This is a genomic window from Pseudomonas sp. SED1 (assembly GCF_034044025.1).
Lineage (GTDB): Bacteria > Pseudomonadota > Gammaproteobacteria > Pseudomonadales > Pseudomonadaceae > Aquipseudomonas.
Window position 1 is genome coordinate 1 of the sequence record NZ_JAXCIS010000005.1, and the last position, 23,608, is coordinate 23,608.

The following is a 23,608-nucleotide window of genomic DNA, read 5'->3' on the forward strand; positions in this document are numbered from 1 at the left end:
AAGCGAGGTGCCGAGTGGTGGGGCAAGAGCGTTTTGCTTACTTTTGCGCTCTTCAAAAGTGAGCCGCTGTAAGAGCGGAACCCATATCAGCCATCACCCAAATAACGGATATGTACTCCCCCCAGGGCCCGTAACAAAACCGTCATCCCCCTGGGCTAGCCTCGCGGGCTTGAATGCCCTGAGTCTCAAAGTCCATGTTCAAAGGCCTGCTCTACGCCGCGCTGCTGTTCACCCTGACGGCCCACGCCGAAACCTGGCCGTCCAAAGACTGGACACAAGGCCAGCAACTAACCAGCCCGGCCACCCAGGCCCTGGATGACTACGCGTTCCCACCCCGCGACGACACCACCCGCAAAGGCATCCGCACCGATGCTCTGCTGGTCATCCGCGACGGCCAAATCATCTACGAACGCTACGCCGCCCCCACCACCGCCAACACCCCGCACCTCACCTGGTCCATCAGCAAAAGCCTGATGGCCACGGTACTCGGCGTGGCATTCGGCGAAAACCGTTTCAAACTCTCCGACCCCGCCGCACGCTTTTACCCACCCATGAAACAACACCCCAGCGTAACCATGGCCGACCTCCTGCACTGGGCCTCAGGCCTCGACTGGCAGGAAGACTACGAATTCGCCCCACTGAAATCCTCGGTGGTCGCAATGCTCTATACCCGCGGCCGCCACGACATGGCCGAATTCACCGCCGACACCGCCACCTTCAGCGCCCCCGGACAGGCATTCCGCTATTCCAGCGGCGACAGCAATATCTTGTCCGCCACCCTCAAAGGCATGCTCGGCCACAAAGCCTACGTCGACTACCCATGGACCGCTCTGTTCCAGCCGCTGGGCATCCGCAACGCCACCTGGGAAAGCGACGCCGACGAAACCTTCGTCGCCTCTTCATACGCCTACCTCACCGCCCGCGACCTGGCGCGCGTAGGCCTGCTGATGCAGCGCGATGGCCGCTGGGGCGATCGCCAACTGCTGCCCAAAGAGTGGGTCACGTTCAACCGCCAACCCTTCGACCGCTACAAGCCCGGCCAGGATGAAGCCGTCCCCGGCGGCCAATGGTGGCTCAACCGCGAAGTGCAAGGCGCCGCCAAACCCTGGCCAGACGCGCCCGCCGACACCTTCGCCGCCCTCGGCCATTGGGGCCAAGCGCTCTACGTGATGCCCGATGAACACCTGGTGATCGTGCGCTACGGCGACGACCGCGACGGTAGCTATCGCCACAACGAACTCCTCAAGCGCGTCCTTGCGGCGGTGCAACCATGATCCGCCGTCATCCCTTCATCAGCCTGTTGATCCTGCTGCTGCTCGTGTTGCTCGGCTGGGTCTGGCACGAGCGGGTCAACCTGCAAGCCTTCCCCGACATCATCGCCGCCTACACCGCCAAGGAGTACTGCTCGTGCCGGTACGTGGAAGGCAATCCCGCTGATTATTGCGTGGGTTATGTGAAGCAATACGTGCCCACCAGCGCCTTCACCGACAACCCGGAAAAACACCTCGTGACCGCCAGCGGCCTGGGCCGCACCCACAGCGCCCAATGGCTGGGCCAACGCGAGGGCTGCCGACTCACACCCTGATACGCGGATTTACAGGCTGTCGCGCTTTCTGTGGCAAGGGGGCTTGTCCCCCGTTGGGTTGCGCAGCGGCCCCAAAACCTGTCGCCGCGTCTTACCTGAAAAAATGAGTCGCTTTGATGGGGCTGCTTCGCAGCCCAACGGGGGACAAGCCCCCTCACCACAAGGATCTCACCGGCTGCAGGTCTAATGCTCCGTGCTGAGGTTCCACAGGGTGGAACCACCTTTGATTGTCCTCCTGCGCACATCGCGGTTATCTGGCGGTGTGCAACGAAAAAGAACGGGAACACCCGCCTGCGAGGAGAATCACCATGAGCCCACACCAGCACATCCTGGATTGGCTGAGCGATGTCGCCAGCGACCTGCACGCCGTGCGTCAGGACATTCACGCCCACCCCGAACTGGGCTTTGAAGAAAACCGCACTTCCGCCCTCGTGGCGCAATCTCTCAGAAGCTGGGGCTATGAAGTCCACACCGGCATCGGCCAGACCGGCGTGGTCGGCGTGCTGCGCAATGGCAGCAGCGCGCGCAAGCTGGGGATTCGCGCCGACATGGACGCCTTGCCGATTATCGAAAACACCGGTGCCACCTACAGCAGCCAACACGCCGGCTGCATGCACGCCTGCGGCCATGACGGCCACACCACCATGCTGCTGGGCGCCGCCCGTTACCTGGCCGCGACCCGGCAGTTCGACGGCACCCTGAACCTGATTTTCCAGCCCGCCGAAGAAGGCCAGGGCGGCGCCGAGGCCATGCTCGCCGACGGCTTGCTGGAGCGCTTTCCCTGCGATGCACTGTTCGGCATGCACAACATGCCGGGCTTGCCCTCCGGTCATCTAGGCCTGCGCGTTGGGCCGATGATGGCCTCCCAAGACTTGCTCACCGTGACCCTCGAAGGTGTCGGCGGCCACGGCTCCATGCCGCACCTGACGGTGGACCCGCTGGTGGCCGCCGCCAGTATGGTCATGGCGTTGCAGACGGTGGTTGCGCGCAATATCAATGCCCAGGAAGCCGCCGTGGTGACTGTCGGTGCGCTGCAAGCGGGCCAGGCGGCCAACGTGATTCCCCAGCAAGCACTGTTGCGTCTGAGCCTGCGTGCCCTGGATGCGAACGTGCGTGAGCTGATGCTGGAGCGGGTCAAGGCGATCATCCTGACCCAGGCCGCGAGCTTCGGTTGCACCACGCAGATCGAACATCGTCCGGCCTATCCGGTGCTGGTTAACCACGCCGAAGAAACCGAATTCGCTCGCCAGGTCGGCGTCGCCTTGCTCGGCGAAGATGCTGTAGATGGCAACACCAACAAGCTGATGGGCAGCGAAGACTTCGCCTGGATGCTGCAACGCTGCCCCGGCAGCTACCTGTTTATCGGCAACGGCGTCTCGCGGCCGATGGTTCACAACCCCGCCTATGACTTCAACGACGACATCCTGCTGACCGGCGCCGCCTACTGGGGTGCGTTGGCCGAGAGCTGGCTCAAGCCCGCCTGACGACCTCTTTTTTCTGCCGCTGGACCCTTTCCCAATAGGTTGAATGGAGTGTTCCTCATGCAGACTGCAAAACAGGGCGTATCCCGCACCCGCCAGGTGGTTGCGGCGGTGATCGGCAATGCGCTCGAATGGTATGACTTCATCGTCTACGGCTTTCTCGCCAGCATCATCGCCCGGCAGTTTTTCCCGTCGGAGGATGAATACGCGTCGCTGCTGATGGCCCTGGCGACGTTTGGCGTCGGCTTCTTCATGCGCCCCGTGGGCGGAATTTTGCTGGGCATGTATTCGGACCGCAAAGGCCGCAAGGCTGCGATGCAACTGATCATCCGGTTGATGACCATTTCCATCGCGCTGATCGCTTTCGCCCCCAGCTACGCCGCCATCGGCATGGGCGCGCCGATGCTGATCGTGGTCGCGCGCATGCTCCAGGGTTTTGCCACCGGCGGCGAATACGCCAGTGCCACGGCGTTCCTGGTGGAAAGCGCGCCGGCCCATCGCAAGGGGTTGTACGGTTCGTGGCAGTTGGTGGGGCAGTGCCTGGCGGTGTTCGGCGGTGCGGCGATGGTGGCGTTGGTGACGCACTTTTTCGAGCCGCACACCCTTGAGGTCTGGGGCTGGCGCCTGCCGTTCATCTTTGGCTTGCTGATCGGTCCGGTGGGTTTGTGGATGCGCCGGCACATGGAAGATCCCGAGGAATTTATCGAGGCGCGCAAACAGGCCAAGGGTGCGGCACCGAGCTTGATGGGCGTCATCCGCGATCACCGCCGCAGCATCCTCGTGTCGATGGGCCTGGCGTGTGGGGCAACAGTGTCGTTCTACGTGGTGCTGGTGAATATGCCGACCTTCGCCCACAAGAACCTCGGCCTGCCGCTGGACCAGGTGTTGATGGTGCAAATGTTCGCGGTGGCGCTGATGACCGTGGTGATTCCGCTGTCCGGCCTGTTGTCGGATCGGCTGGGTCGGCGTCCGGTATTGATGGCGTTCACCCTGGCGTTTTTCGTGATGGTGTACCCGCTGTATGTGTGGGTCGCGGCGGCGCCATCCATCGAGCGTTTGCTGGTGATGCAGGTGATGTTGTGCACGGCCATCGGCGGCTTTTTCGGCCCGGCACCGACGGCCCTGGCCGAGCAGTTTCCCATCGAAGTACGCTCCACGGGTGTGTCGGTGGCCTACAACGTGGCGGTGATGGTGTTCGGGGGCTTTGCGCCGTTGATCGTCACTTGGCTCAGCAAGGTGCTGGGCACGCCGGTAGCCCCGGCATTTTATGTGCTGTTCGCTTGCGTCCTGACGCTGCTGGGCACTTACTGCATGCATGAGGCGCCGCGGGCGAAACGACCGGCGCCGTTTTCCAGCGAGGTGAAACCTTGAGTATTGTTGAACTGGATGCCATCGAACTGTCACGGGCGATCCATGCGCGGCAGGTGTCTTGCCATGAGGTGATGCAGGCGTATCTGGCCCAGGTTGAACGCTTCAACCCGACGGTGAATGCGCTGGTCTCGCTGCGTCCCCATGAGGAGGTGCTGGCCGAAGCGGCGCAGCGTGATCGCGAGTTGGACCAAGGCCAATCCCGTGGCTGGATGCACGGCATGCCCCAGGCCATCAAGGACCTGGCGGCCACCCAGGGCCTGCGCACCACCCTGGGTTCGCCGCTGTTTGCCGAGCACATTCCTCAAGAAGATGCGATCAGCGTGGCGCGGGTGCGGGCCAGTGGCGCGGTCATCATCGGCAAGACCAACGTACCGGAATTCGGCCTGGGCTCGCAGACCTACAACAGCGTGTTCGGCACTACCGGCAATGCCTATGACCCGCGCCTCGTGGCCGGTGGCAGCAGCGGCGGCGCGGCAGTGGCGCTGGCGTTGCGCATGCTGCCGGTGGCCGATGGCAGCGACATGATGGGCTCGCTGCGAAACCCGGCGGCGTTCAATAACGTATTTGGCCTGCGCCCGTCCCAGGGCCGGGTGCCTCACGGGCCGGCGCCGGAGCTGTTCGTCCAGCAACTGGCCACGGAAGGCCCGATGGGTCGCAGCGTGGCGGATGTGGCTCAGTTGCTGAGTGTGCAGGCGGGGTACGACCCTCGGGTGCCGCTGTCGCTCAAGGAGGATCCGGCGGTGTTGGGTGAGCCGTTGCAGCGCGACTTCAAGGGCGCGCGCCTCGGCTGGCTGGGGGATTACAACGGTTATCTGCCGATGGAAGACGGCGTGATGAGCCTGTGCGAATCAGCCCTCAAGGACTTCGCTGCGCTGGGTTGCGAGGTCGAGCACTGCCAACCGGAATTCTCTCTGGCGCGCCTGTGGCAGACCTGGCTGGTGCACCGCCATTGGCTGATCCAGGGCTCTCTCGGCGCGGCCTACGCTGACCCGCAAAAACGTTCACTGCTCAAGCCCGAGGCGCAATGGGAAGTGCAGGGCGGATTGCAGCTGAGTGCGGCGGACGTTTACCAGGCTTCGGTCAACCGCAGCGACTGGTACCGCGCCCTCGGCAAACTGTTCGAGCGTTACGATTTCCTGTTGCTGCCCACCGCCCAAGTGTTCCCTTTCGATGCACAGCAACCTTGGCCGCGCCTCGTCGCAGGGCGTGAGATGGACACCTACCATCGCTGGATGGAAGTGGTGATTGGTCCCACGCTGGCCGGTCTACCGAGCATGAGCGTGCCGGTGGGTTTCAACCCGCAGGGCTTGCCCATGGGCCTGCAAATCATCGGCCCGGCCCAGGCGGACAGGGCGGTGTTGCAACTGGCGTACGCCCACGAACAGCTGACTCGCTGGGTGCAGCGGCGGCCGCCTGCTTGCCTCTCGCCGACCGGCTGAGTCGCGACAGGCCTGTATCTTGCTGTGAAATCAGATCATCCATCGGCATCAAGGAGATCGACACATGGGCAGCGACGCCGAGACGGGAACCGTACGCTCAGTGGGGCGCGCACTGGCGATCATCGAATTGCTCGGCGAGCATCAGGCGCTGGGGCTGGAAGAGTTGCACTACCTGACTCACCTGCCCAAGGCCACCGTCTCGCGGATGCTGCTGACCTTGCAGGAACAGGGCTGGATTTACCGTGGTCTCAGCGACCGCCGTTACCGCCTGCGGGCCCGGCGCCTGTTCGGTGATACCCAGCAGCGTTTCAAGCGCCAATTGGTGGAAAGCGCCGCGCCGTGGCTGCTGGATCTCAGCGAGCGCACCGGCCTGGTGGTGGACTTGTCGAGCTTCGACGGCGAACGCCTGGAAGTGATGGAAAGCGCGATCCCCACGGTGTTGCGCAAGCTCTACCCGAACAACTGCCAGATCGTCGGCCAACACGCCAGCCTGTTTCACTCGGCCATGGGCAAGGCGTGCCTGTCGCAATTGTCGGCGGATGAAGTACAGCGCCTGGCCGGCCGTGAGCGAGTGGCGGAGGACGATCAATATCGTGCGTGTGAACAATCCCAGCACCAGGGTTTCGGGCAGCGCACCGAAGGCTACTGGGAATACCCGGTGCGCCTGCCGTTCCTGATTCGCGCAGTGGCTTTGCCAGTGCGGGCCAACGGGCGGTTGGTAGGCAGCATGGCACTGCATTGGCCGATGGATCAGGCACCGGTGGAACGAGTGCTGAGCCTGCACCTGGCCAGCCTGGAATCGACCATTCGCGATGTGCAGCAGGCGTTGGCCTGACCACCGTTCCCCTGTAGGAGCGAGCTTGCTCGCGAAGAACTCACAGGCACCGCGTTCATTCAGAATGCCCGCGTCATCGTTGGCAACCTTCGCGAGCAAGCTCGCTCCTACAGGAGGTCTTTGTTACTGTTCGTCCAGGTTTTTTGCCCCAAGAGTCTTTATGTCCCTGCTCAAACCCCTGGCCGTCCTGCTGCTGGCCGCTGCCGCCGTGCCTGCCCACGCCGACTGGTACCTGGACAACGAGTCCTCGCGCCTGTCGTTCGTCACCACCAAAAACACCGACATCGCCGAAGTGCAGCGCTTCCTGGTGCTGCACGGCAAGGTCGACAGCAAAGGCGCGGCGCAGTTGGAAGTCGAGCTGGAGTCGATCAACAGCGGTATTCCGCTGCGCGACGAGCGCATGCGCAATGAGCTATTCGAGATCAAGACCTTCCCGGACGCGGTGATCAATGCGCAGATCAACCTGCAACCGATCAACGACCTGGCCCCCGGTGCGCAATACGAGCTGCGCCTGCCGCTGTCGGTGACGCTGCACGGCAAGACCCAGACCTACAGTGCCGAACTGCTGGCGACCCGTCTGGATGACCGACGCTTTCAAGTGGTGACGTTGGAGCCGTTGGTGGTGCATGCCGAGGATTTCGATCTGCTGCCGGGTGTGGCCGCGTTGCGCAAGGCCGCCGGGCTGTCGCAGATCAGCCTGTCGGTACCGGTGGGTGCGGTACTGATTTTCACGGCGCGCTGACATGAGCGGCGCAGTGTTCCCGTGGCGCAGCGCCAACCGTTTCGAGTTGATGATCGACGGTCCGAGTTTCTTTCCGCGCATGTTGGAGGGCATCGCCCAGGCCGAGCAGCAAGTCGCGCTGGAGCTGTATCTGGTGGAGGCGGGCGCGTGTGCCGAGGCGATGGTTCAGGCCTTGGTCGGGGCGGCCGAGCGTGGCGTGCGGGTACGTTGCCTGTTCGATGACTATGGCAGCCTGGCGTTTACCCTGGGCCTGCGTCGACGGTTGATCGATGCCGGGGTGGACCTGCGTTTCTACAACCGCCTGAGCTGGCGCCGCTGGATGCGCAACCTCTACCGGGACCACCGCAAGCTGTTGCTGATTGACCAGACCCTCGCTGTGGTCGGCGGCACGGGCGTGACGGATGAGTTCTGGACGCCCGGTGAAGACGCCGCCGACTGGCACGAAGTGATGGTGCAAGTCCGCGGCCCGTTGGTGCTGGATTGGCAGGCATTGTTTGATCGCCAATGGCTGGCCAACGACGATCGTAGAGCCTGGAAACCGGCCACGCATTTTGGGCTGCCACGTTTGCCCAAGGTGCCGGCGACAGGGCCGGGGCTGGGGCGTGTGGCCTATGCCGACGCTCGTCAGCATCGGGATATTCTGCAATCGCTGATCCGCGCGCTGAACAGCGGCCACCGGCGTATCTGGCTGGCTACGCCGTATTTCCTGCCGACCTGGAGTGTACGGCGTGCCCTGCGCCGGGCGGCGGGGCGCGGAGTGGATGTGCGCTTGCTGTTGACCGGGCCGCGTACCGATCACCCGTCGGTGCGGTACGCCGGGCACCGTTACTACCCGCGTCTGCTCAAGTCCGGGGTGCAGATCTTTGAATACCAGCCGTGTTTCCTGCACCTGAAAATGGTGTTGGTGGACGATTGGGTGAGCATAGGTTCGTGCAACTTCGACCACTGGAATCTGCGCTTCAACCTGGAGGCGAATCTGGAGGCGCTGGACCCGGATCTGACGTTGGCGGTAGCGGGGAGTTTCGAGAGGGATTTTGCCCAGAGCCAGGCGGTGAGCCTGGAGGCGTGGCGGTCGCGGCCATTGTGGCGGCGGGTGAAGCAACGGGTGTGGGGGTGGATTGATCGGTTGGTGGTTAACCTGCTGGATCGAAGAGGTTAAGGACTACGCAGGTCACTGTAGGAGCGAGCTTGCTCGCGAAGAACTTGACGACGCCGCGTTCATTCAGAACGCCAATGTCATCGTTAACGACCTTCGCGAGCAAGCTCGCTCCTACAGGGGTGTGTATTTAGAGCAGTTCGAAGCTCTGCTGCTTCACATCCTGCGAATCCAACCCGATCTGCACATTGAACTCGCCCGGCTCAGCCGCGAACTTCAGTTGGGTGTTGTAGAACTTCAAGTCTTCCTCGGTGATGGTGAAGTGCACGGCGCGCTCTTCGCCAGCCTTGAGCATGATCTTCTGGAAGTTCTTCAATTCCTTCACCGGGCGGATCATCGAGCCGGCCACGTCCTGGATGTACAGCTGCACCACGGTTTCGCCATCGACCTTGCCGGTGTTTTTCACCACCACGGTGGCGTCGAGCTTGCCGGTCTTGTTCAGGGTGGTGGACGACAGCGCCATGTCCGACAGGCTGAAGCGGGTGTAGCTCAAGCCATAACCAAACGGAAACAGCGGCCCGGTGGTGTCATCGAAGTACTGCGAGGTGTAGTTGCCCGGCTTGCCCGGGGTGAACGGCCGGCCAATGCTCAGGTGGTTGTAGTAGGTCGGAATCTGCCCCACCGAACGCGGGAAGGTGATCGGCAGTTTGCCCGACGGGTTGTAGTCGCCGAACAGCACGTCAGCGATCGCGTTGCCGCCTTCGGTACCGGCGAACCAGGTTTCCAGGATTGCGTCAGCCTGTTCGTTCTCTTCCACAATCGACAGCGGACGGCCGTTCATCAATACCAGCACCAGCGGTTTGCCGGTGGCTTTCAAGGCCTTGATCAGGTCGCGCTGGCTTTGCGGGATGTTCAGGTCGGTGCGGCTCGACGACTCGTGGGACATGCCACGGGATTCGCCCACGGCGGCAACCACTACGTCGGCATCTTTGGCTGCCTTGACCGCTTCGTCGATCATCGCCTGGGACGAGCGCGGGTCATCCACCACTTCCGGGGCATCGAAGTTCAGGAAGTTGAGGTAGTCGACGACTTTCTTGTCATTGGTGATGTTGGCGCCGCGGGCATAGATCACTTTGCCTTTTTCGCCGATCACGGCATTCATGCCGTCCAGCAGGGTCACCGATTGCGCGGGTTTACCGGCAGCTGCCCAGCTGCCCATCATGTCGATTGGCGCCTTGGCCAGCGGGCCGACCAGGGCGATGGTCGCGCTCTTTTTCAGCGGCAGGGCGTTGTTCTGGTTTTTCAGCAGCACCAGGCTGCGGCGTGCCACGTCACGTGCGTCGGCGCGATGCAGGCGGCTTTCGGCGTAGGTGTCGACCGGGTCATCCTCGGCCTTGCCGATGCGCAGGTACGGGTCGGCGAACAGGCCCATGTCGTACTTGGCGCCAAGCACTTCGCGCACGGCGTTGTCGATGTCGCTCTGTTCGATCTCGCCGGATTTCAGCAGGCCGGGCAATTCCTTGCCGTAGAGCGAGTCGTTCATGCTCATGTCGATGCCGGCCTTGATCGCCAGCTTGGCGGCTTCACGCCCGTCCTTGGCCACGCCGTGCTTGATCAGCTCGAAGATCGCGCCATGGTCGCTTACGGCCAGGCCCTTGAAGCCCCAGTCCTTGCGCAGCAGGTCGTTCATCAGCCAGGTGTTGGCGGTGGCTGGCACACCGTTGATCGAGTTCAGCGCAACCATCACGCCACCGGCACCGGCCTTGATCGCGGCGTGGTAGGGCGGCAGGTAGTCCTGATACATCTTGACCGGGCTCATGTCGACCACGTTGTAGTCGCGACCGCCTTCCACCGCGCCATACAGGGCGAAGTGCTTGACGCTGGCCATGATGCTGTCGGCCTTGGCGGAGCTGGTGCCCTGGAAGGCCTTGACCATGACTTCGGCAATGCGCGAAGTCAGGTAGGTGTCTTCGCCAAAACCTTCGGAGGTACGGCCCCAGCGCGGGTCGCGGGAGATGTCGACCATCGGCGCAAAGGTGATGTCGAGGCTGTCGGCGGCGGCTTCCTGGGCGGCGACGCGCCCGGAGCGGCCGATGGCGTCCATGTCCCAGCTGGAGGCCAGGGCCAGGCTGATCGGGAAAATCGTGCGGTGGCCGTGGATCACGTCATAGGCGAAGAACATCGGGATCTTCAACCGGCTGCGCATGGCCGCGTCCTGCATCGGACGGTTTTCCGGGCGGGTGATGGAATTGAAGGTGCCACCGATGCGGCCGGCGGCGATTTCCTTGCGGATCAGCTCGCGGGGCATTTCAGGGCCGATGCTGATCAGGCGCAATTGGCCGATCTTTTCATCGAGGGTCATTTGCTTGAGCAGGTCACTGACGAAGGCGTCTTTGTCCTTGAGTACTGCGGGCTTTGTTTCGGCAAATACGGAATGAGTGGCCAAACTGACAACAAGGCCCAGCAAACACAGCTTCTTCATGAAAATCCTTTCTCGCAGCCTTGGGACCGGAGAGCGTCTATTGTTGTTCGGGTGTTGTTCAGATAAATGCAGCACACTTCTGAACTCTTATTGGCGCTGGGCATCTTTTAGCTGATTGGCTCGATGCAATCCAGTGGGTGGTGGCGGATTATGCCCTAAGCCCGTAGCTAACGCGTCAGTCGGTATATTTCATAGGTTTGGCAGGAGAAACACCATGCAAGCAGCACAAGGTTACCGTTGGGGCTGGAAGGCCGTGGCATTGATACTGGTGAGCACCGTGCTGAGCGGTTGCGGCATCAACAAGATCCCGACCCTGGACGAACAGGCCAAGGCGGCCTGGGCCCAGGTGCAGAACCAGTACCAGCGGCGCGCCGACCTGATCCCCAACCTGGTGGAAGTGGTCAAGGGCTATGCCGCCCATGAACAGGACACTCTGACCGCCGTGATCGAAGCGCGGGCCAAGGCCACTTCGATCCAGGTGGACGCCAGCACCCTCGACAACCCGGAAAAACTCAAGCAGTTCCAGCAAGCCCAGGACGGCTTGAGCGGTGCACTCAGCCGCTTGATGGTGGTGTCCGAGCGTTACCCGGATCTGAAGGCCAACCAGAACTTCCTGGCCCTGCAATCGCAGCTTGAAGGCACCGAAAACCGCATCGCGGTGGCCCGTCGCGACTTTATCCAGGCGGTACAGGCCTACAACACTGAGATCCGTACCTTCCCGGGCCGCCTGTGGCACAGCGTGATGTACAGCGACTTGCCGGTCCGCGCCAACTTCGAGGCCACCAGTGCCGATGCCGATAAAGCGCCGCAAGTGAAATTCTGATGGGCAAGCGCGCTTGGCTGCTGGCGGCGGTGCTGCTGGCCTTTAGCCTGACCGCCCAGGCCGCCCTTAACTTTCCGGCCCTGACCGGACGGGTGGTCGACAACGCCCAGATGATCGACCCGGCCGTGCGCGAGCAACTGACCCAGCAATTGCAGGCGCTGGAGCAGACCAGCGGTGACCAGATCGTGGTGGTCACCGTGCCGGACCTGCAAGGCGTGCCCATTGAAGACTTCGGTTATCAACTGGGCCGCGCGTGGGGCATCGGCCAGAAGGGCAAGGACAACGGCGCACTGCTGATCGTCGCCCGGGATGAGCACAAGATCCGTATCGAAGTGGGTTATGGCCTGGAAGGCGTACTCACCGATGCGCAGTCCTGGGTGATCATCAACCAGGTGATCGCCCCGGCATTCAAAGCGGGCAACTACAGCAAGGGCATCAGCGACGGCGTGGCGGCGATGCTGCAAGTGGTGGGCGGCGATCCGCTGGCGGTGCCGGCGCATGTGTCCGAGGCCAACTTCGCCAAGCAAAACCCGGGCATTTCCATTGGTCTGTTTATCCTGTTGCTGGCGGTGCTGTGGCTGTGCAATCGCCTGGGCCTGCCCGTTGGCGCTATCCTGCTGGCGATTCTCAGCAGCAGCGGTCGCGGCGGCGGAGGAGGCGGCGGTGGCTTCAGGGGCGGCGGCGGTGGTTTCGGTGGCGGTGGCGCCTCGGGCGGCTGGTAATGACAATAACGAGAGAGCATCAACAACCATGGCATTACTGAGTCAACACGAGCAACGCCAGGTCGCCGAGGCGATCGCCCGGGTCGAGCAACAGACCGACGCCGAACTGGTGACCGTGCTCGCGGCCCGTGCCGACGACTACGCCTACATCCCGCTGTTGTGGGCCAGCCTGTTGGCGCTGGTGGTGCCGGGGATCATTCACTATCTGTCGGGCTGGCTGACCATGTACACCTTGCTGCTGGCGCAGTGGGGCACGTTTGTGGTGCTGTGCCTGGTGTTCCGGTTGCCCAAGGTGACGACGCGGCTGATCCCGCGCTCGGTGCGCCACTGGCGCGCGTCCAACCTGGCGCGGCGGCAGTTTCTGGAGCAACACCTGCACCACACGCTGGGCAGTACCGGGGTGCTGATTTTTGTCAGTGAGGCGGAGCGGTATGTGGAAATCCTGGTGGACAAGGGCATTTCCAGTCGCCTGGATGACAGCAGTTGGGATGCGATCGTCAAGCAGTTCACCCAGCAGGTGAAGCAAGGCCAGACGTTGGCCGGGTTTATCAGCTGCATTGAAGCCTGCGGGGTGTTGCTCAAGGAGCATGTGCCGGTGACCCACGCGCGCAATGAGTTGCCGAATCGGTTGGTGGTGTTGGAGTAGTGTAAAATTCCCGGCATTCCCTGCCCGAGGCGTTTTTGTTCATGTCTGCCACCGCTAAACCTGCCAGCCCCGCGCCGGATCATCACGCGCAGTTCCTTGAACTGCTGAGCGCGAGCCTTGAGCAAAACGCCTTTATCAAGCTGGTGCTGGCCAAGTACGTTGGCACCGAGCCTGATCTTCAGAAGCTGATCATCAAGCAGTTGACCGTCAAGGATCAGCCTTGCCTGTCCTTCGTCTACCGCTACAAGACCCGCGACATCACCAAGAACTTCTCGCTGGAAGACGGCGTAGCGGCGATTGCCGAGCTGTTGCCGGCCTCGTTCAAGAACGCGCACCTGCTCTCGGTGACCGACGAAGCCCAGCTGGAATACAGCAAGAAGAACAAAAGCTCGCTGTTCAAAAGCAAGCCGCAACAACTGCGCGAGGCACCATCTGCCGAGCACAACCGCGAGAAAAATCGCTTCCTGGACCTGACGCGACCATTCCTCGCTGACCTTGGCGTGACCAACGCCAGGCACGAACTGATCCCGGCGATGTCGCGCAAGTGGAAGCAGATCAACAAGTTCATCGAAGTGTTCAGCCATGCGCTGACCACGTCACCGCTGAAGCTGGACCAGCCGGTGCGCGTCGCGGACTTTGGTTCGGGCAAGGGCTACCTGACGTTTGCCATCCACGACTACTTGCGCAACACCCTCAACGCCGAGGGTGAAGTGACCGGTGTGGAACTGCGCGAAGACATGGTGACCCTGTGCAACAACGCCGCCGCCCGCCTGGATCACCCGGGGCTGGTGTTCAAGTGCGGTGATGTGCGCAGCGTCGCGCCCAGCGAACTGGACGTGATGATCGCCCTGCATGCCTGCGACATCGCCACCGACTACGCGATTCACACCGGCATCCGCTCCGGGGCGTCGATCATCATGTGCTCGCCGTGCTGCCATAAGCAGATTCGCCTGCAGATCCAGAGCCCGGCGCTGCTCAAGCCGATGCTGCAATACGGCCTGCACCTGGGCCAGCAGGCGGAAATGGTCACCGACAGCCTGCGTGCGTTGTTCCTCGAAGCCTGCGGCTATGAGACCAAGGTGTTTGAGTTCATCTCGTTGGAGCACACCAACAAGAACAAGATGATCCTTGCCGTGAAGCGTGCCGAGCCGGTGGATAACGCTCAGCTCCTGGTGAAAATCCAGGAGCTGAAAGCGTTCTACAACATCACTGAGCATTGCCTCGAAACCCTGCTGCGGGCGGACGGTTACCTCGCCTGAGTACGACGCAAATCAAAAATGTGGGAGCGGGCTTGCTCGCGAAAGCGGTGTGTCAGTCACCTGATGTATCAACTGATCCACCGCATTCGCGAGCAAGCCCGCTCCCACATTAGACCGCGCTGGGCTTGGGAGCTGGCGCAGGCTTCACACTGGTCTTGCGCCCCAACATCACCGTCACAATCACCCCGCAGGCAAACAGCCAGGTAATCGGCTCGATGTGCTCACCAAAAAACAGCGCGGAAAACGCGATGGTGAAAAAGATCTGCAACAGCTGAATCTGGCTGACCCTAGCGATGCCGCCCATGGCCAAGCCGGCGTACCACGCAAAGAACCCCAGGAACTGCGAAAACAGCGACACATAACCAAACGCCCACCAGGTGCGCATGGAAATCGGTCCTTCGTGTTGCAGCGCCAGGTACGCCACCGGCCCGATCAATACCGGTGTCGACAGCACCAGCGCCCAGCAGATCACCTGCCAGCCGCCCATCTCCTTGGCCAACCGGCCGCCCTCTGCGTAACCCAGGCCACCCACGGCAATCGCCCCGAGCATCAACAGATCGCCCGCTTGGATACTGCCGGCTCCGGTGATCAACGCGTAACTCAGCACCAGCGCACTGCCCAGCGCCGCGCAGGCCCAGAACGCCTTCGACGGCCGCTCATGGGACAGCCACGCCGCATACAGCGCCACGCACAGCGGCTGCAAACCGTTGACCAGTGCGCCATGGGACGCGGGCAAGGTTTGCATGGCCCAGGCCGACAGCACCGGGAACCCCAGGATTACCCCGGCAATCACCAACGTCAGCCCGCGCACCTGGCGCCAGGTGGGCCAGCGCTCGCGGCGCCACAGCAACAACGCCGCCGCCGGCACCGCCGCAAACAACGCCCGGCCCAGGCCATTGAGCAGCGGATGCATTTCCTGCACCACGATACGGGTGAAGGGCAGGGTAAGGCTGAAGATGACGACGCCCAGCAGGCCGAGGGCCATGCCGGTATTTTCGCGGGAGCTCATGGAAGGAACCAGAATCGAATGGGCCGGAAGTGGACGTTCATCTAGCCACAAAGCCCCGCAAACGCGCGCTTACAGCTGGGTGCAGATTGGACCGTACAGTTTGTGTAGGAGCGAGCTTGCTCGCGAAAAACCTGAGAGCGCCGTGGGCTGTCTGGCTTCCCGCGTTATCGTTAACGTTCTTCGCGAGCAAGCTCGCTCCTACAAAGAGCTGGTCCGCAGTTATGTAGTAGCGGGCCATTACCCGGCTCATCGGCACAGGTCTATCTTGGCTACTCCTGTCTGCCCAACCGTTCAACCGGAGGAATGCCCCATGGCCGCGAAGAAAATCCTGATGCTGGTCGGCGATTACGTCGAAGACTATGAAGTGATGGTGCCGTTCCAGGCGCTGCTGATGGTGGGGCATACCGTGCATGCCGTGTGCCCGGACAAGTCCGCCGGCCAGACCGTACGCACGGCGATCCACGACTTCGAAGGCGATCAGACCTACAGCGAAAAGCCTGGGCACCTGTTTGCCCTGAACGCGGATTTTGCCAAGGTCGACGCTGCCGACTACGACGCGTTGCTGGTGCCCGGCGGCCGTGCGCCCGAGTACCTGCGCCTGAACGAGAAAGTCCTGCAACTGGTCAAGGCGTTCGACCAGGCCGGCAAGCCCATCGCTGCGGTATGCCACGGCGCACAATTGCTGGCGGCTGCCGGGATTCTGGAAGGCCGTGAGTGCAGCGCTTACCCGGCGTGTGGGCCGGAAGTGCGATTGGCGGGTGGCACGTTCATCGATATCCCGGTGACCGACAGCCACGTTCAAGGCAATCTGGTGACGGCACCGGCGTGGCCGGCGCACCCAAGCTGGCTGGCGGCTTTCCTCGGCCTGCTGGGCACCCAAATCATCCTGTAACGCGGAGGTCATCGCCATGTGCGAGCTGTACGTCAAGGCCGACCCGATTCTCTACGAATCCCGCTCGCGCTCCCTGCGCATCTGCGGCGTGGTGACCACCGTGCGCCTGGAAAACCAGTTCTGGGACATCCTCAGCGAAATCGCCGAGGTGGATGGCATGACCACCAATCAGCTGATCGCCAAGCTGTATGAAGAGGTGATGGACTACCGCGGCGAAGTGGTGAATTTTGCGTCGTTTTTGCGGGTGAGTTGCACGCGGTACCTGAGCAAGCAGCGGGTTCACGCCCCAGAGCTCAGCCTTGTGAATACAAGAAATGGCGCGCTGAAGATCTAAATGTGGGAGCGGGCTTGCTCGCGAAAGCGGTGTGTCAGGTAACTCATGTACCGACTGATCCACCGCCTTCGCGAGCAAGCCCGCTCCCACATCGATTAGGTGGAGGTCAGAAGAACCGCGTCACGCTGATCTTCGCATCCCGGCCCTTGGTATAGGCGCGGTCGCCGCTCAGGGCCGGGCGGAAGTTGTTGTTGAACAGGTTGTCCACGGTGAAGTTGACTTCGGTGCCCTTGAGGTAAGCCTGCTGCGGCTTCCAGCTGGCGAACAGGCCCTGGGTGTTATAGCGCTTGTTGCCGTACTGATCGTAGAACAGGTCGCCGATACTGGTGCCCGGACCGCCGGAGTACTTGTCGCTTGGCAAACGGCTGGTGGCGCCGATGAACTGCCCTTGCCAGCCCACCTGGGCGTCCAGGCTCGGGATCTTGGTGCCGAGCACGATTACCCATTTGGTCGGCGGAATGTCCCGCGCCCAGACGTCCGGACCCCATGGGTTGGTGTAGGCGCCTTCGTGTTTGCCGGTGGTGTAGGCGAAGGACACCGAGCCGAACACGTAGGTGGAGTCGTAGAAACTCTCGGCCTCAAAGCCCTTGATGGTCATGCCGCCGATGTTGCGGTAGTTGGACATCGCCCCCGGCGGGCAGGCGCTGGAAATCGTCCCGCCATTGACCGCCTGGTTCTGGCAGCCCACGCCCGTGGCCTTGAAGATCTCGTCTTCGACTTTGTTGTGGAACAGCGTGGTACGCAGTTGCAAGTTGTCGCCGTGGGTGAACACGTCGCCGAAGCTGGTGACGTTGCCCAGGGTGATGGAGGTGATGCGCTCCGGGTCCAGGTCCAGGCTGGTGGCGGTGCGGCTGCCCAGGCCCTGGACTTCATACTGCTCGTCGATCACCGGGGCGCGCCAGGTGCGGCTCCAGTTGGCAAACAGCGCCACGTTCGGGGTGATGGTCCAGTAGGCCGCGAGGCGCGGTGACCAGCCGGTGTAGGTGCGGTCGCTGTAGTCGTGGCCGATGGCCGGGTCAGGGTTGCTGTAGTACGGCGCGTCGTTGGCTTCGCCGCGGTTGCGTACGTGGTCATAGCGCATCGACGGGGTGATGGTGACATCGCCCAGCGTCACCGCGTCCTGGATAAAGAAGCTGTTGGTGTCGACCTTGCCATGGGGCATGAAGCCCGGCTGGAAGTGCCCGTAGTTGTATTTCGGGGTGTTGTAGGTGGCGCCGGGCATCCACATTTCGGTTTCCCGGGTGTGCTTGCGGATCTGCACCCCGGTGGTCACCGCGTGTTGCAACACACCGGTGGAAAACAGGCTGACGTTGCGTACGTCGAGGTTCTTGTCGTTGTAGGAGGTGTCCATCTTGCGCCCGCCAGTGGCCAACTGGAAAAACGCCGTAGCGTCTCGCTCGTCGGTCTGGTCGGTGTTGGATTCGGAGTACTTGATGGTCAAGTCCACCAGCGGGTTATTCATCGGCTGGTATTCGTACTTGCCGGACCAGGTGGTGTCGACGGTGTTGCGGTTGGCCAGGAAGCGTTTCAGCGCGGCTTCGTAGCCATAGCGGTCGATGTTGGCCTGGGTCGGCGGTGTCGGGTAGCTGGCGGCAGAGAAGGGCGTCCAGCGCTGGCTGTTGGAACGCGAATACGACAGGCCAAGGCTTTGCTCATCGGTGAAGTGAGCATTGAATTTGAACAGTTTGCCGTCCACATTCTGGGCGCTGTTGGGCAGGCGCTTGGGGTTGATCGGGTACTGGTTGTTGTCGTTGGGCAGGGTGGCGGCCAGTTTCATGTCGCCGCCGTCGCGTTGGGTCAGGTAGGCCAGGGCGTCGAAGCGCCCGTCATCGGTACGCCCGTAGACCGCGCTGCTGTAGACCTGTTCATGGTCGTTGCTGGAGTAACCGTACTTGAGCATGGCGCCGCTGTTGCGGCCGTCCTTGAGCAGGTCCGGGGCATCCTTGGTGGTCATGTTGACCGTACCGCCAAAGCCGCCGTTGCCGCTGAAGGGCGAGTTGGGGCCTTTCTCCACTTCGATGCTCTTGATCAGTTCGGGCTCGATAAACACAGTGCCCTGCTGATAACGCTCAAACCCGCTTTTGGTGGCGCCATCGACGGTCAGCGGCACGTCTTCGGCGTCGCCGAAACCCCGGATGTTGATGGTCTGGCCGCCGGGCTTCAGCGAGCCGCCCTGGCTGATACCGGGCAAGGTTTGCAGCAGGCTGGGGATGTTATTGGACTGGTAGCGGTCGATGTCGGCCTGGCTCAGGGTGGAACGGCCGACGGTGGTGGAGTCCACCTCGTTGCCGGTGCCGATCACGCTCAGGGCCTCCAGTTGGATCGCGCTGCTGTTGGTGGTTTTGCCTTCTTCGGGGCGTACCACGTAGGTGCTGCCGACCTTGAGCAACACGAACTCGCCGTCCTTGAGCAAGGTGCGAATCGCCACTTCCGGTGTGAAGTCGCCATTGAGGGCCGGCGCCTGGACGTTTTTCAGCAGTGCTTCATCGAACAGCAGCTGGATTTTCGCCTGCTGCGCCACCTGGCTCAAGGACGTGGCCAGGGATTGGGCCGGCAATTGCAGTTTGAACGACTCGGCCTGGGCATTAAGGCTGAAGGCCAGGCAGGCGGCAATGGCGGTGGGTCGAAGAAACAGGTGCTGAACGTGGCAAGGCGCGCGAAACATGTAATCCCCCGGAGTAGCCAAATGGCCAAAAAGGTGTGCGTATCAAACGCAGACCCGAGGAAGACGCGGCAGGAAAGATAATCCTCACATGCGAATGCAAAATATTCTCAAGTGAGCGTATCGAGGGATTATTTTCGAGGCTCAATCCTGATGTTGCCGTCGGCCAGGGGCACGGTTTTCACCGGCAGCAGGGCGGGCAGGGCGGTGAGCAGGGCGTCCGGATCATTCACGTCCAGATTGCCCGAGACCTTCAGCTGCGCCACTGCGCTGTCCACCAGCAACGGCGCCTGTGGCCGGTACAGGCTTAACTCGTCCATCAGGCTGGCCAGCTCGCGATTACGAAACGACACGTGCCCGCCGCGCCAATCGGCGACCTCGCCGACAGTGAGGGTTTGCTGCTGCAGCGTGCCCTTGGCATAACTGAACGTAGCGCGCTGATCGGCGCCGAGCAGGGTGGCCGGCAGCTTGGAATCCGGATCGAACGCCACTTGCCCGTGGGCCACACTGACCACCAGTTGCTGCTTGCTGCGCCGCACATCAAAGCCGGTGCCGACCACTCGCACATTGGCTTCGCCGGCCTGCACGTACAGTGGCCGTTCCTTATCAGGTGCCACTTCGATATACAGCTGGCCCTGATCCAGATGCACGATGCGCTGGTGACTGTTGAAGTCCACCCGCAGGCGCGTGTTGGCGTTGACGTACAAGGTGCTGCCATCGGGCAGATGCAAGGTGCGCGTGCCTTTGGCATGGGCCGCGACCTGGGCGTGGAACAGCTCGCGCGGGGCGCCGAGGTTGCTTGCCAACAGGGCACATACCAGGGCGGCAGCCACCGCCAGGGCCGGGCGCCAGGCGGGTGTCTTGCGCACGGGCATCGGTGTGGGTTTGTTCAGTTGCTGCAACTGGGCCAGGTCGGCCCACAGCTGTTCGAATTCGGCATAGGCACGGGCATGGGTCGGCTCGGATTGCCAGGCGGCAAACGCCTTGCGGTCGGCGCGGCCCGTGTCATTGCGGTTGCGCGCAAACCAGCTGGCGGCCTGGGCATCGATGGAGTCACTGGCCTCGATGTCACAGGTGTCGATATCGCTCAGGCGGGTCATTCTGGCTGCTCCTTGCCCTGGTCTTGTTGAAGTCGCTGCTTGCAATGCAGCAGGGCAAAAGCGATGTGCTTTTCCACCATGCTGACCGAGACGCCCATGCGCTCGGCGATCTGCGCCTGGCTCAGGCCCTCGAAGCGATGCAGCATAAGGGCTTCTCGTCTTCTGGGCGAGAGTTCAGAGAGGACTTCTTTCAGCTGTTCCAGGCGTTGCAGGCGTTGCGCGGCGGCCATGGGATCGTCTCGCGAGTCGCTGACAGGCTCGGCATCCAGTTCGGCCTGTTGCTGGTGGACGGTGTGCCGCACCTTTTGTTTACGCCAGTGATCGCGCAGTAGATTGCGCGCCATCTGGAACAGAAACGCCCGGGGCTGCTCGACCTTAGCCCGGTCGCGGTAGTCCAGCCATTGGGTAAAGACATCCTGGGTCATGTCTGCCGCGTCGCTGGCGTTGTCCGTGCGCTTGCGCAGGAAATGCAGGATATCTGCATAAAACCCGCGAAAGGCATCGGCCGACAGCGGGTCGGGCTTGAGACGAGACATGGATATCCTTCTTGACGAAGCACGACGTGGAAAAGTCGCGAATGATATCGAGAATTATTGTCATTTGTCTCTATTGAAATTCTACGGTTGGATGCGGGCTAAATGTGGGAGCGGGCTTGCTCGCGAAGGCGGTGAGTCAGTCAATTAATATGTCGACTGACTCACCGCATTCGCGAGCAAGCCCGCTCCCACATTTGGATTGCGTTTCAGCGCAACAGGGTCAGTAGCTCCTGAAGCTGAACACGGCCAGCCTCACCCAACGGGAACACCGGCAACCGTGGATCACCCGACTCCAGCCCCGTCAGCCGCAAACCGGCCTTGATCGTCGCCGGCAAGCCGCCTTTGAGGATGAAGTCCAGCAGCGGCAACTGGCGATAGAACAGCTCCCGCGCTTTCTCCAAGTCATTGGCCAAAACGGCTTCATACAAATCCAGGTTGAGCTGCGCAATCAGGTTCGGCGCCGCCGTGCACCAACCCTTCGCCCCTGCGGCAAACGCCTCCAGTGCCAGCGGATTGCAGCCGTTATAGAACGGCACTTGGCCCTCGCTGCGCCGATGCAGCTGATGCATGCGCTGAATATCCCCGGTGCTTTCCTTGACCATGGTCACGTTGTCGACGCTGTCGACGATGCGCAGGATCAAGTCCACCGACATATCGGTGCCGCTGGTGGCCGGGTTGTTGTAGAGCATGATCGGCACGCCGATGCTGTCGCCGATAGCCGCATAGTGAGCGAGGATTTCCGCCTCGCTGAGTTTCCAGTACGAGGCCGGCAACACCATCACCACGTCGGCACCGTGGGCTTCGGCAAACTGCGCGCGACGCACGGCCTTGGCGGTGGTCAGGTCGGAGACGCTGACGATGGTCGGCACGCGTTTGCCCACTTTCTGGAGGCTGTAGGCGGCGACTTCATCCCACTCAGCATCGCTGAGGTAGGCGCCTTCGCCGGTGCTGCCCAGCGGGGCGATAGCGTGCACGCCGCTGTCTATCAAGCGGTCGATCGAAAGCCCCAGGGCGTCCAGGTCAATGCGCTGGCCGTCTGTGCTGAACGGGGTGATGGTGTAGCCGATAATGCCGTGAATAGAAGGGCTGGACATGGAAAAGTCTCCGGTCGAAAAAGGGTTTCAGTTCAGGCAATCGGCGTGTTGACGCAGGTTCTGCCGAGCGTAGTAGTTGAACGCGGCGCCGTGGCGCTTGGGCTTGGAAATCCAGTCATGGGCTTCGCGGCCCAGCTCCGGCAGGATCGGTTTGATCGTGCCGGCGGCCATCGCCAGCAGCTGCAACTTGGCGGCACGTTCGATCAACTGTGCGATCACACACGCTTCCTCGATGCTCGCCCCGGTGGACAATTGGCCGTGGTGAGAAAGCAGAATCGCTCGCTTATCCCCCAGGGCGGCGGTGATGATTTCGCCCTCTTCGTTGCCCACCGGCACGCCGGGCCAGGCTTCTAGGAACGCGCAGTCTTCGTACAAAGGGCAGAGGTCCATGTGCGATACCTGCAGCGGCACTTCCAGCATCGACAACGCAGCGATATGAGTCGGATGAGTGTGGATGATGCAGTTCACATCCGGGCGACCGCGGTACACCCAGCTGTGGAAACGGTTGGCCGGGTTGGGCATGCCGTGGCCTTCCAGCACCTCCAAGTCTTCATTGACCAGCAGCAGGTTGCTGGCGGTGATTTCATCGAAACCCAGGCCGAGTTGTTGCGTGTAATAAGTGCCAGGTGTCGGGCCACGAGCGGTGATCTGCCCGGCGAGGCCGGAATCGTGGCCGTTTTCGAACAGGATCCGGCAGGTGAGTGCCAGCTTTTGCCGGTCGGTCCACGTATTATCCGCCAGGGTGTTTTGCATCTGGCTCAGCGCTTGCTTGACCAGTTGGTCTTTCGGGAGTGCTAATGTCTTGGCCATATCAGTGTCCTTGTTGGTCGCAAATGACACGAAAGAGACTATATGACACAAAGTGTCATTGGCAAGCATTCATCATCGCCTCTTTAATGGATTAACCGCTGCACATGTCTATCCGTTTGAAAATACTGAGAAAAAAACTTGGCGTGACCTTGGAGTCGCTCGCGGAAAAATCCGGGATGACCAAGAGTTACCTGTCGAAGGTCGAGCGCGGGCTGAATACGCCTTCGATTGCTGCGGCGCTGAAGTTGGCCAAGGCGTTGAACGTGAAGGTTGAAGAGCTGTTCAGTGAAGACAACGTCAGTCTCGACAGTTACAGCCTGGTGCGCAGCCATGAACGGCAGGCGTTGTCGGGCACCGATGCGTCACCGGGTTATGCGGTGCTGGCGCATCAGGTCAGTGAGCGCAGTTTGTTGCCGTTTATCATTTACCCGCCGACGGAGTTCACCGACAAGACCTTCAAGGAGCATTTGGGGGAGGAGTTTTTGTTTGTGCATGAGGGCCAGGTTGAGGTGGACTTCATGAGTGAGCGGGTGGTGTTGAATCGGGGGGATGCGTTGCATTTCAATGCGCAGAAGCCGCATCGGATTCGGTCGGTGGGGGAGGTTCAGGCGCAGCTTTTGGTGGTGGTGCATGGCGCTGAGGAGTGATGGTGGGGTGGGGGGATATCCGTTATTTGGGTGATGGCCGCCT

General features: G+C 61.9%; 21 protein-coding genes and 1 pseudogene. 15 read left to right on the forward strand and 7 right to left on the reverse strand.

Annotated elements, in window-relative coordinates; translation table 11 throughout:
- The first annotated feature begins 194 nt into the window (after positions 1 to 194).
- The 8 genes from SNL23_RS00550 (at position 195) to SNL23_RS00590 (ending at position 8,612) form a co-directional block, all read left to right on the forward strand.
- Complete coding sequence (locus SNL23_RS00550; protein WP_318301311.1) at positions 195 to 1,274, forward strand: serine hydrolase domain-containing protein; 1,080 nt, start codon at positions 195 to 197, stop codon at positions 1,272 to 1,274.
- The gene (locus SNL23_RS00555) at positions 1,271 to 1,585 is read left to right on the forward strand and encodes an amidase (protein ID WP_318301312.1); all 315 of its coding nucleotides are present in this window, start codon (positions 1,271 to 1,273) and stop codon (positions 1,583 to 1,585) included. Before SNL23_RS00550 ends, SNL23_RS00555 begins: the two co-directional genes overlap by 4 nt.
- Before the next feature lie 308 nt (positions 1,586 to 1,893).
- Positions 1,894 to 3,069: a M20 aminoacylase family protein gene (locus SNL23_RS00560; protein ID WP_318301313.1), complete on the forward strand. Its 1,176-nt coding sequence runs from the start codon at positions 1,894 to 1,896 to the stop codon at positions 3,067 to 3,069.
- A gap of 57 nt (positions 3,070 to 3,126) precedes the next feature.
- Positions 3,127 to 4,437: a citrate-proton symporter gene (locus SNL23_RS00565; protein ID WP_318301314.1), complete on the forward strand. Its 1,311-nt coding sequence runs from the start codon at positions 3,127 to 3,129 to the stop codon at positions 4,435 to 4,437.
- Positions 4,434 to 5,876: an amidase gene (locus SNL23_RS00570; protein ID WP_318301315.1), complete on the forward strand. Its 1,443-nt coding sequence runs from the start codon at positions 4,434 to 4,436 to the stop codon at positions 5,874 to 5,876. Before SNL23_RS00565 ends, SNL23_RS00570 begins: the two co-directional genes overlap by 4 nt.
- A gap of 64 nt (positions 5,877 to 5,940) precedes the next feature.
- Entirely contained in the window at positions 5,941 to 6,711 is a 771-nt protein-coding gene (locus SNL23_RS00575) for a helix-turn-helix domain-containing protein (protein ID WP_063032738.1), read from the forward strand.
- A 160-nt stretch (positions 6,712 to 6,871) separates the two neighbouring features.
- Positions 6,872 to 7,453, forward strand: coding sequence for a YceI family protein (locus tag SNL23_RS00585; protein ID WP_076015992.1), 582 nt, complete (start codon positions 6,872 to 6,874; stop codon positions 7,451 to 7,453).
- Between the two features lies 1 nt (position 7,454).
- On the forward strand, positions 7,455 to 8,612 hold the full coding sequence (locus tag SNL23_RS00590; protein ID WP_167662785.1) for a phospholipase D-like domain-containing protein: 1,158 nt from the start codon (positions 7,455 to 7,457) through the stop codon (positions 8,610 to 8,612).
- Between the two features lie 127 nt (positions 8,613 to 8,739).
- Here SNL23_RS00590 and bglX read toward each other — a convergent pair whose 3' ends face one another.
- Complete coding sequence (bglX, locus tag SNL23_RS00600) at positions 8,740 to 11,031, reverse strand: beta-glucosidase BglX (protein ID WP_318301316.1); 2,292 nt, start codon at positions 11,029 to 11,031, stop codon at positions 8,740 to 8,742.
- A 214-nt stretch (positions 11,032 to 11,245) separates the two neighbouring features.
- Between bglX and SNL23_RS00605 the strand changes: the two genes are divergently transcribed.
- From SNL23_RS00605 to SNL23_RS00620, 4 genes are read left to right on the forward strand one after another with little or no spacing between them, the layout of a single operon-like run.
- Complete coding sequence (locus tag SNL23_RS00605; RefSeq protein ID WP_003209150.1) at positions 11,246 to 11,854, forward strand: LemA family protein; 609 nt, start codon at positions 11,246 to 11,248, stop codon at positions 11,852 to 11,854.
- Positions 11,854 to 12,576, forward strand: coding sequence for a TPM domain-containing protein (locus tag SNL23_RS00610; RefSeq protein WP_318301317.1), 723 nt, complete (start codon positions 11,854 to 11,856; stop codon positions 12,574 to 12,576). The genes SNL23_RS00605 and SNL23_RS00610 overlap by 1 nt, the downstream gene beginning before the upstream one ends.
- Before the next feature lie 28 nt (positions 12,577 to 12,604).
- A complete protein-coding gene (locus tag SNL23_RS00615; RefSeq protein WP_063032728.1) occupies positions 12,605 to 13,222 on the forward strand; it encodes a TPM domain-containing protein in 618 nt (205 codons plus the stop codon).
- Positions 13,223 to 13,263: 41 nt separating this feature from the next.
- Complete coding sequence (locus SNL23_RS00620; protein ID WP_318301318.1) at positions 13,264 to 14,481, forward strand: class I SAM-dependent methyltransferase; 1,218 nt, start codon at positions 13,264 to 13,266, stop codon at positions 14,479 to 14,481.
- Positions 14,482 to 14,493: 12 nt separating this feature from the next.
- Here the strand turns inward: SNL23_RS00620 and SNL23_RS00625 are convergent.
- Positions 14,494 to 15,490: pseudogene (locus SNL23_RS00625) on the reverse strand (DMT family transporter).
- A gap of 310 nt (positions 15,491 to 15,800) precedes the next feature.
- Here SNL23_RS00625 and SNL23_RS00630 point away from each other — a divergent pair.
- A complete protein-coding gene (locus SNL23_RS00630) occupies positions 15,801 to 16,382 on the forward strand; it encodes a DJ-1/PfpI family protein (RefSeq protein ID WP_076015986.1) in 582 nt (193 codons plus the stop codon).
- A 16-nt stretch (positions 16,383 to 16,398) separates the two neighbouring features.
- On the forward strand, positions 16,399 to 16,716 hold the full coding sequence (locus SNL23_RS00635; protein WP_318301320.1) for a ribbon-helix-helix domain-containing protein: 318 nt from the start codon (positions 16,399 to 16,401) through the stop codon (positions 16,714 to 16,716).
- A gap of 106 nt (positions 16,717 to 16,822) precedes the next feature.
- Here SNL23_RS00635 and SNL23_RS00640 read toward each other — a convergent pair whose 3' ends face one another.
- The 5 genes from SNL23_RS00640 to SNL23_RS00660 form a co-directional block, all read right to left on the reverse strand.
- Positions 16,823 to 19,381, reverse strand: a complete 2,559-nt coding sequence (locus tag SNL23_RS00640; protein WP_318301321.1) for a TonB-dependent receptor — start codon at positions 19,379 to 19,381, stop codon at positions 16,823 to 16,825.
- A 128-nt stretch (positions 19,382 to 19,509) separates the two neighbouring features.
- Positions 19,510 to 20,478 carry a FecR family protein gene (locus tag SNL23_RS00645; RefSeq protein WP_318301322.1) on the reverse strand — a complete coding sequence of 323 codons (969 nt, stop codon included), beginning with the start codon at positions 20,476 to 20,478 and terminating at the stop codon, positions 19,510 to 19,512.
- Positions 20,475 to 21,014, reverse strand: coding sequence for an RNA polymerase sigma factor (locus tag SNL23_RS00650; RefSeq protein ID WP_076015982.1), 540 nt, complete (start codon positions 21,012 to 21,014; stop codon positions 20,475 to 20,477). The genes SNL23_RS00645 and SNL23_RS00650 overlap by 4 nt, the downstream gene beginning before the upstream one ends.
- A gap of 206 nt (positions 21,015 to 21,220) precedes the next feature.
- Positions 21,221 to 22,108, reverse strand: coding sequence for a dihydrodipicolinate synthase family protein (locus SNL23_RS00655; RefSeq protein WP_318301323.1), 888 nt, complete (start codon positions 22,106 to 22,108; stop codon positions 21,221 to 21,223).
- A gap of 27 nt (positions 22,109 to 22,135) precedes the next feature.
- Positions 22,136 to 22,918, reverse strand: coding sequence for an aldolase (locus tag SNL23_RS00660; protein WP_076015980.1), 783 nt, complete (start codon positions 22,916 to 22,918; stop codon positions 22,136 to 22,138).
- Between the two features lie 104 nt (positions 22,919 to 23,022).
- Here SNL23_RS00660 and SNL23_RS00665 point away from each other — a divergent pair, with 104 nt between their 5' ends.
- Positions 23,023 to 23,565, forward strand: a complete 543-nt coding sequence (locus SNL23_RS00665) for a helix-turn-helix domain-containing protein (protein ID WP_318301324.1) — start codon at positions 23,023 to 23,025, stop codon at positions 23,563 to 23,565.
- The last annotated feature ends 43 nt before the right edge of the window (positions 23,566 to 23,608 follow it).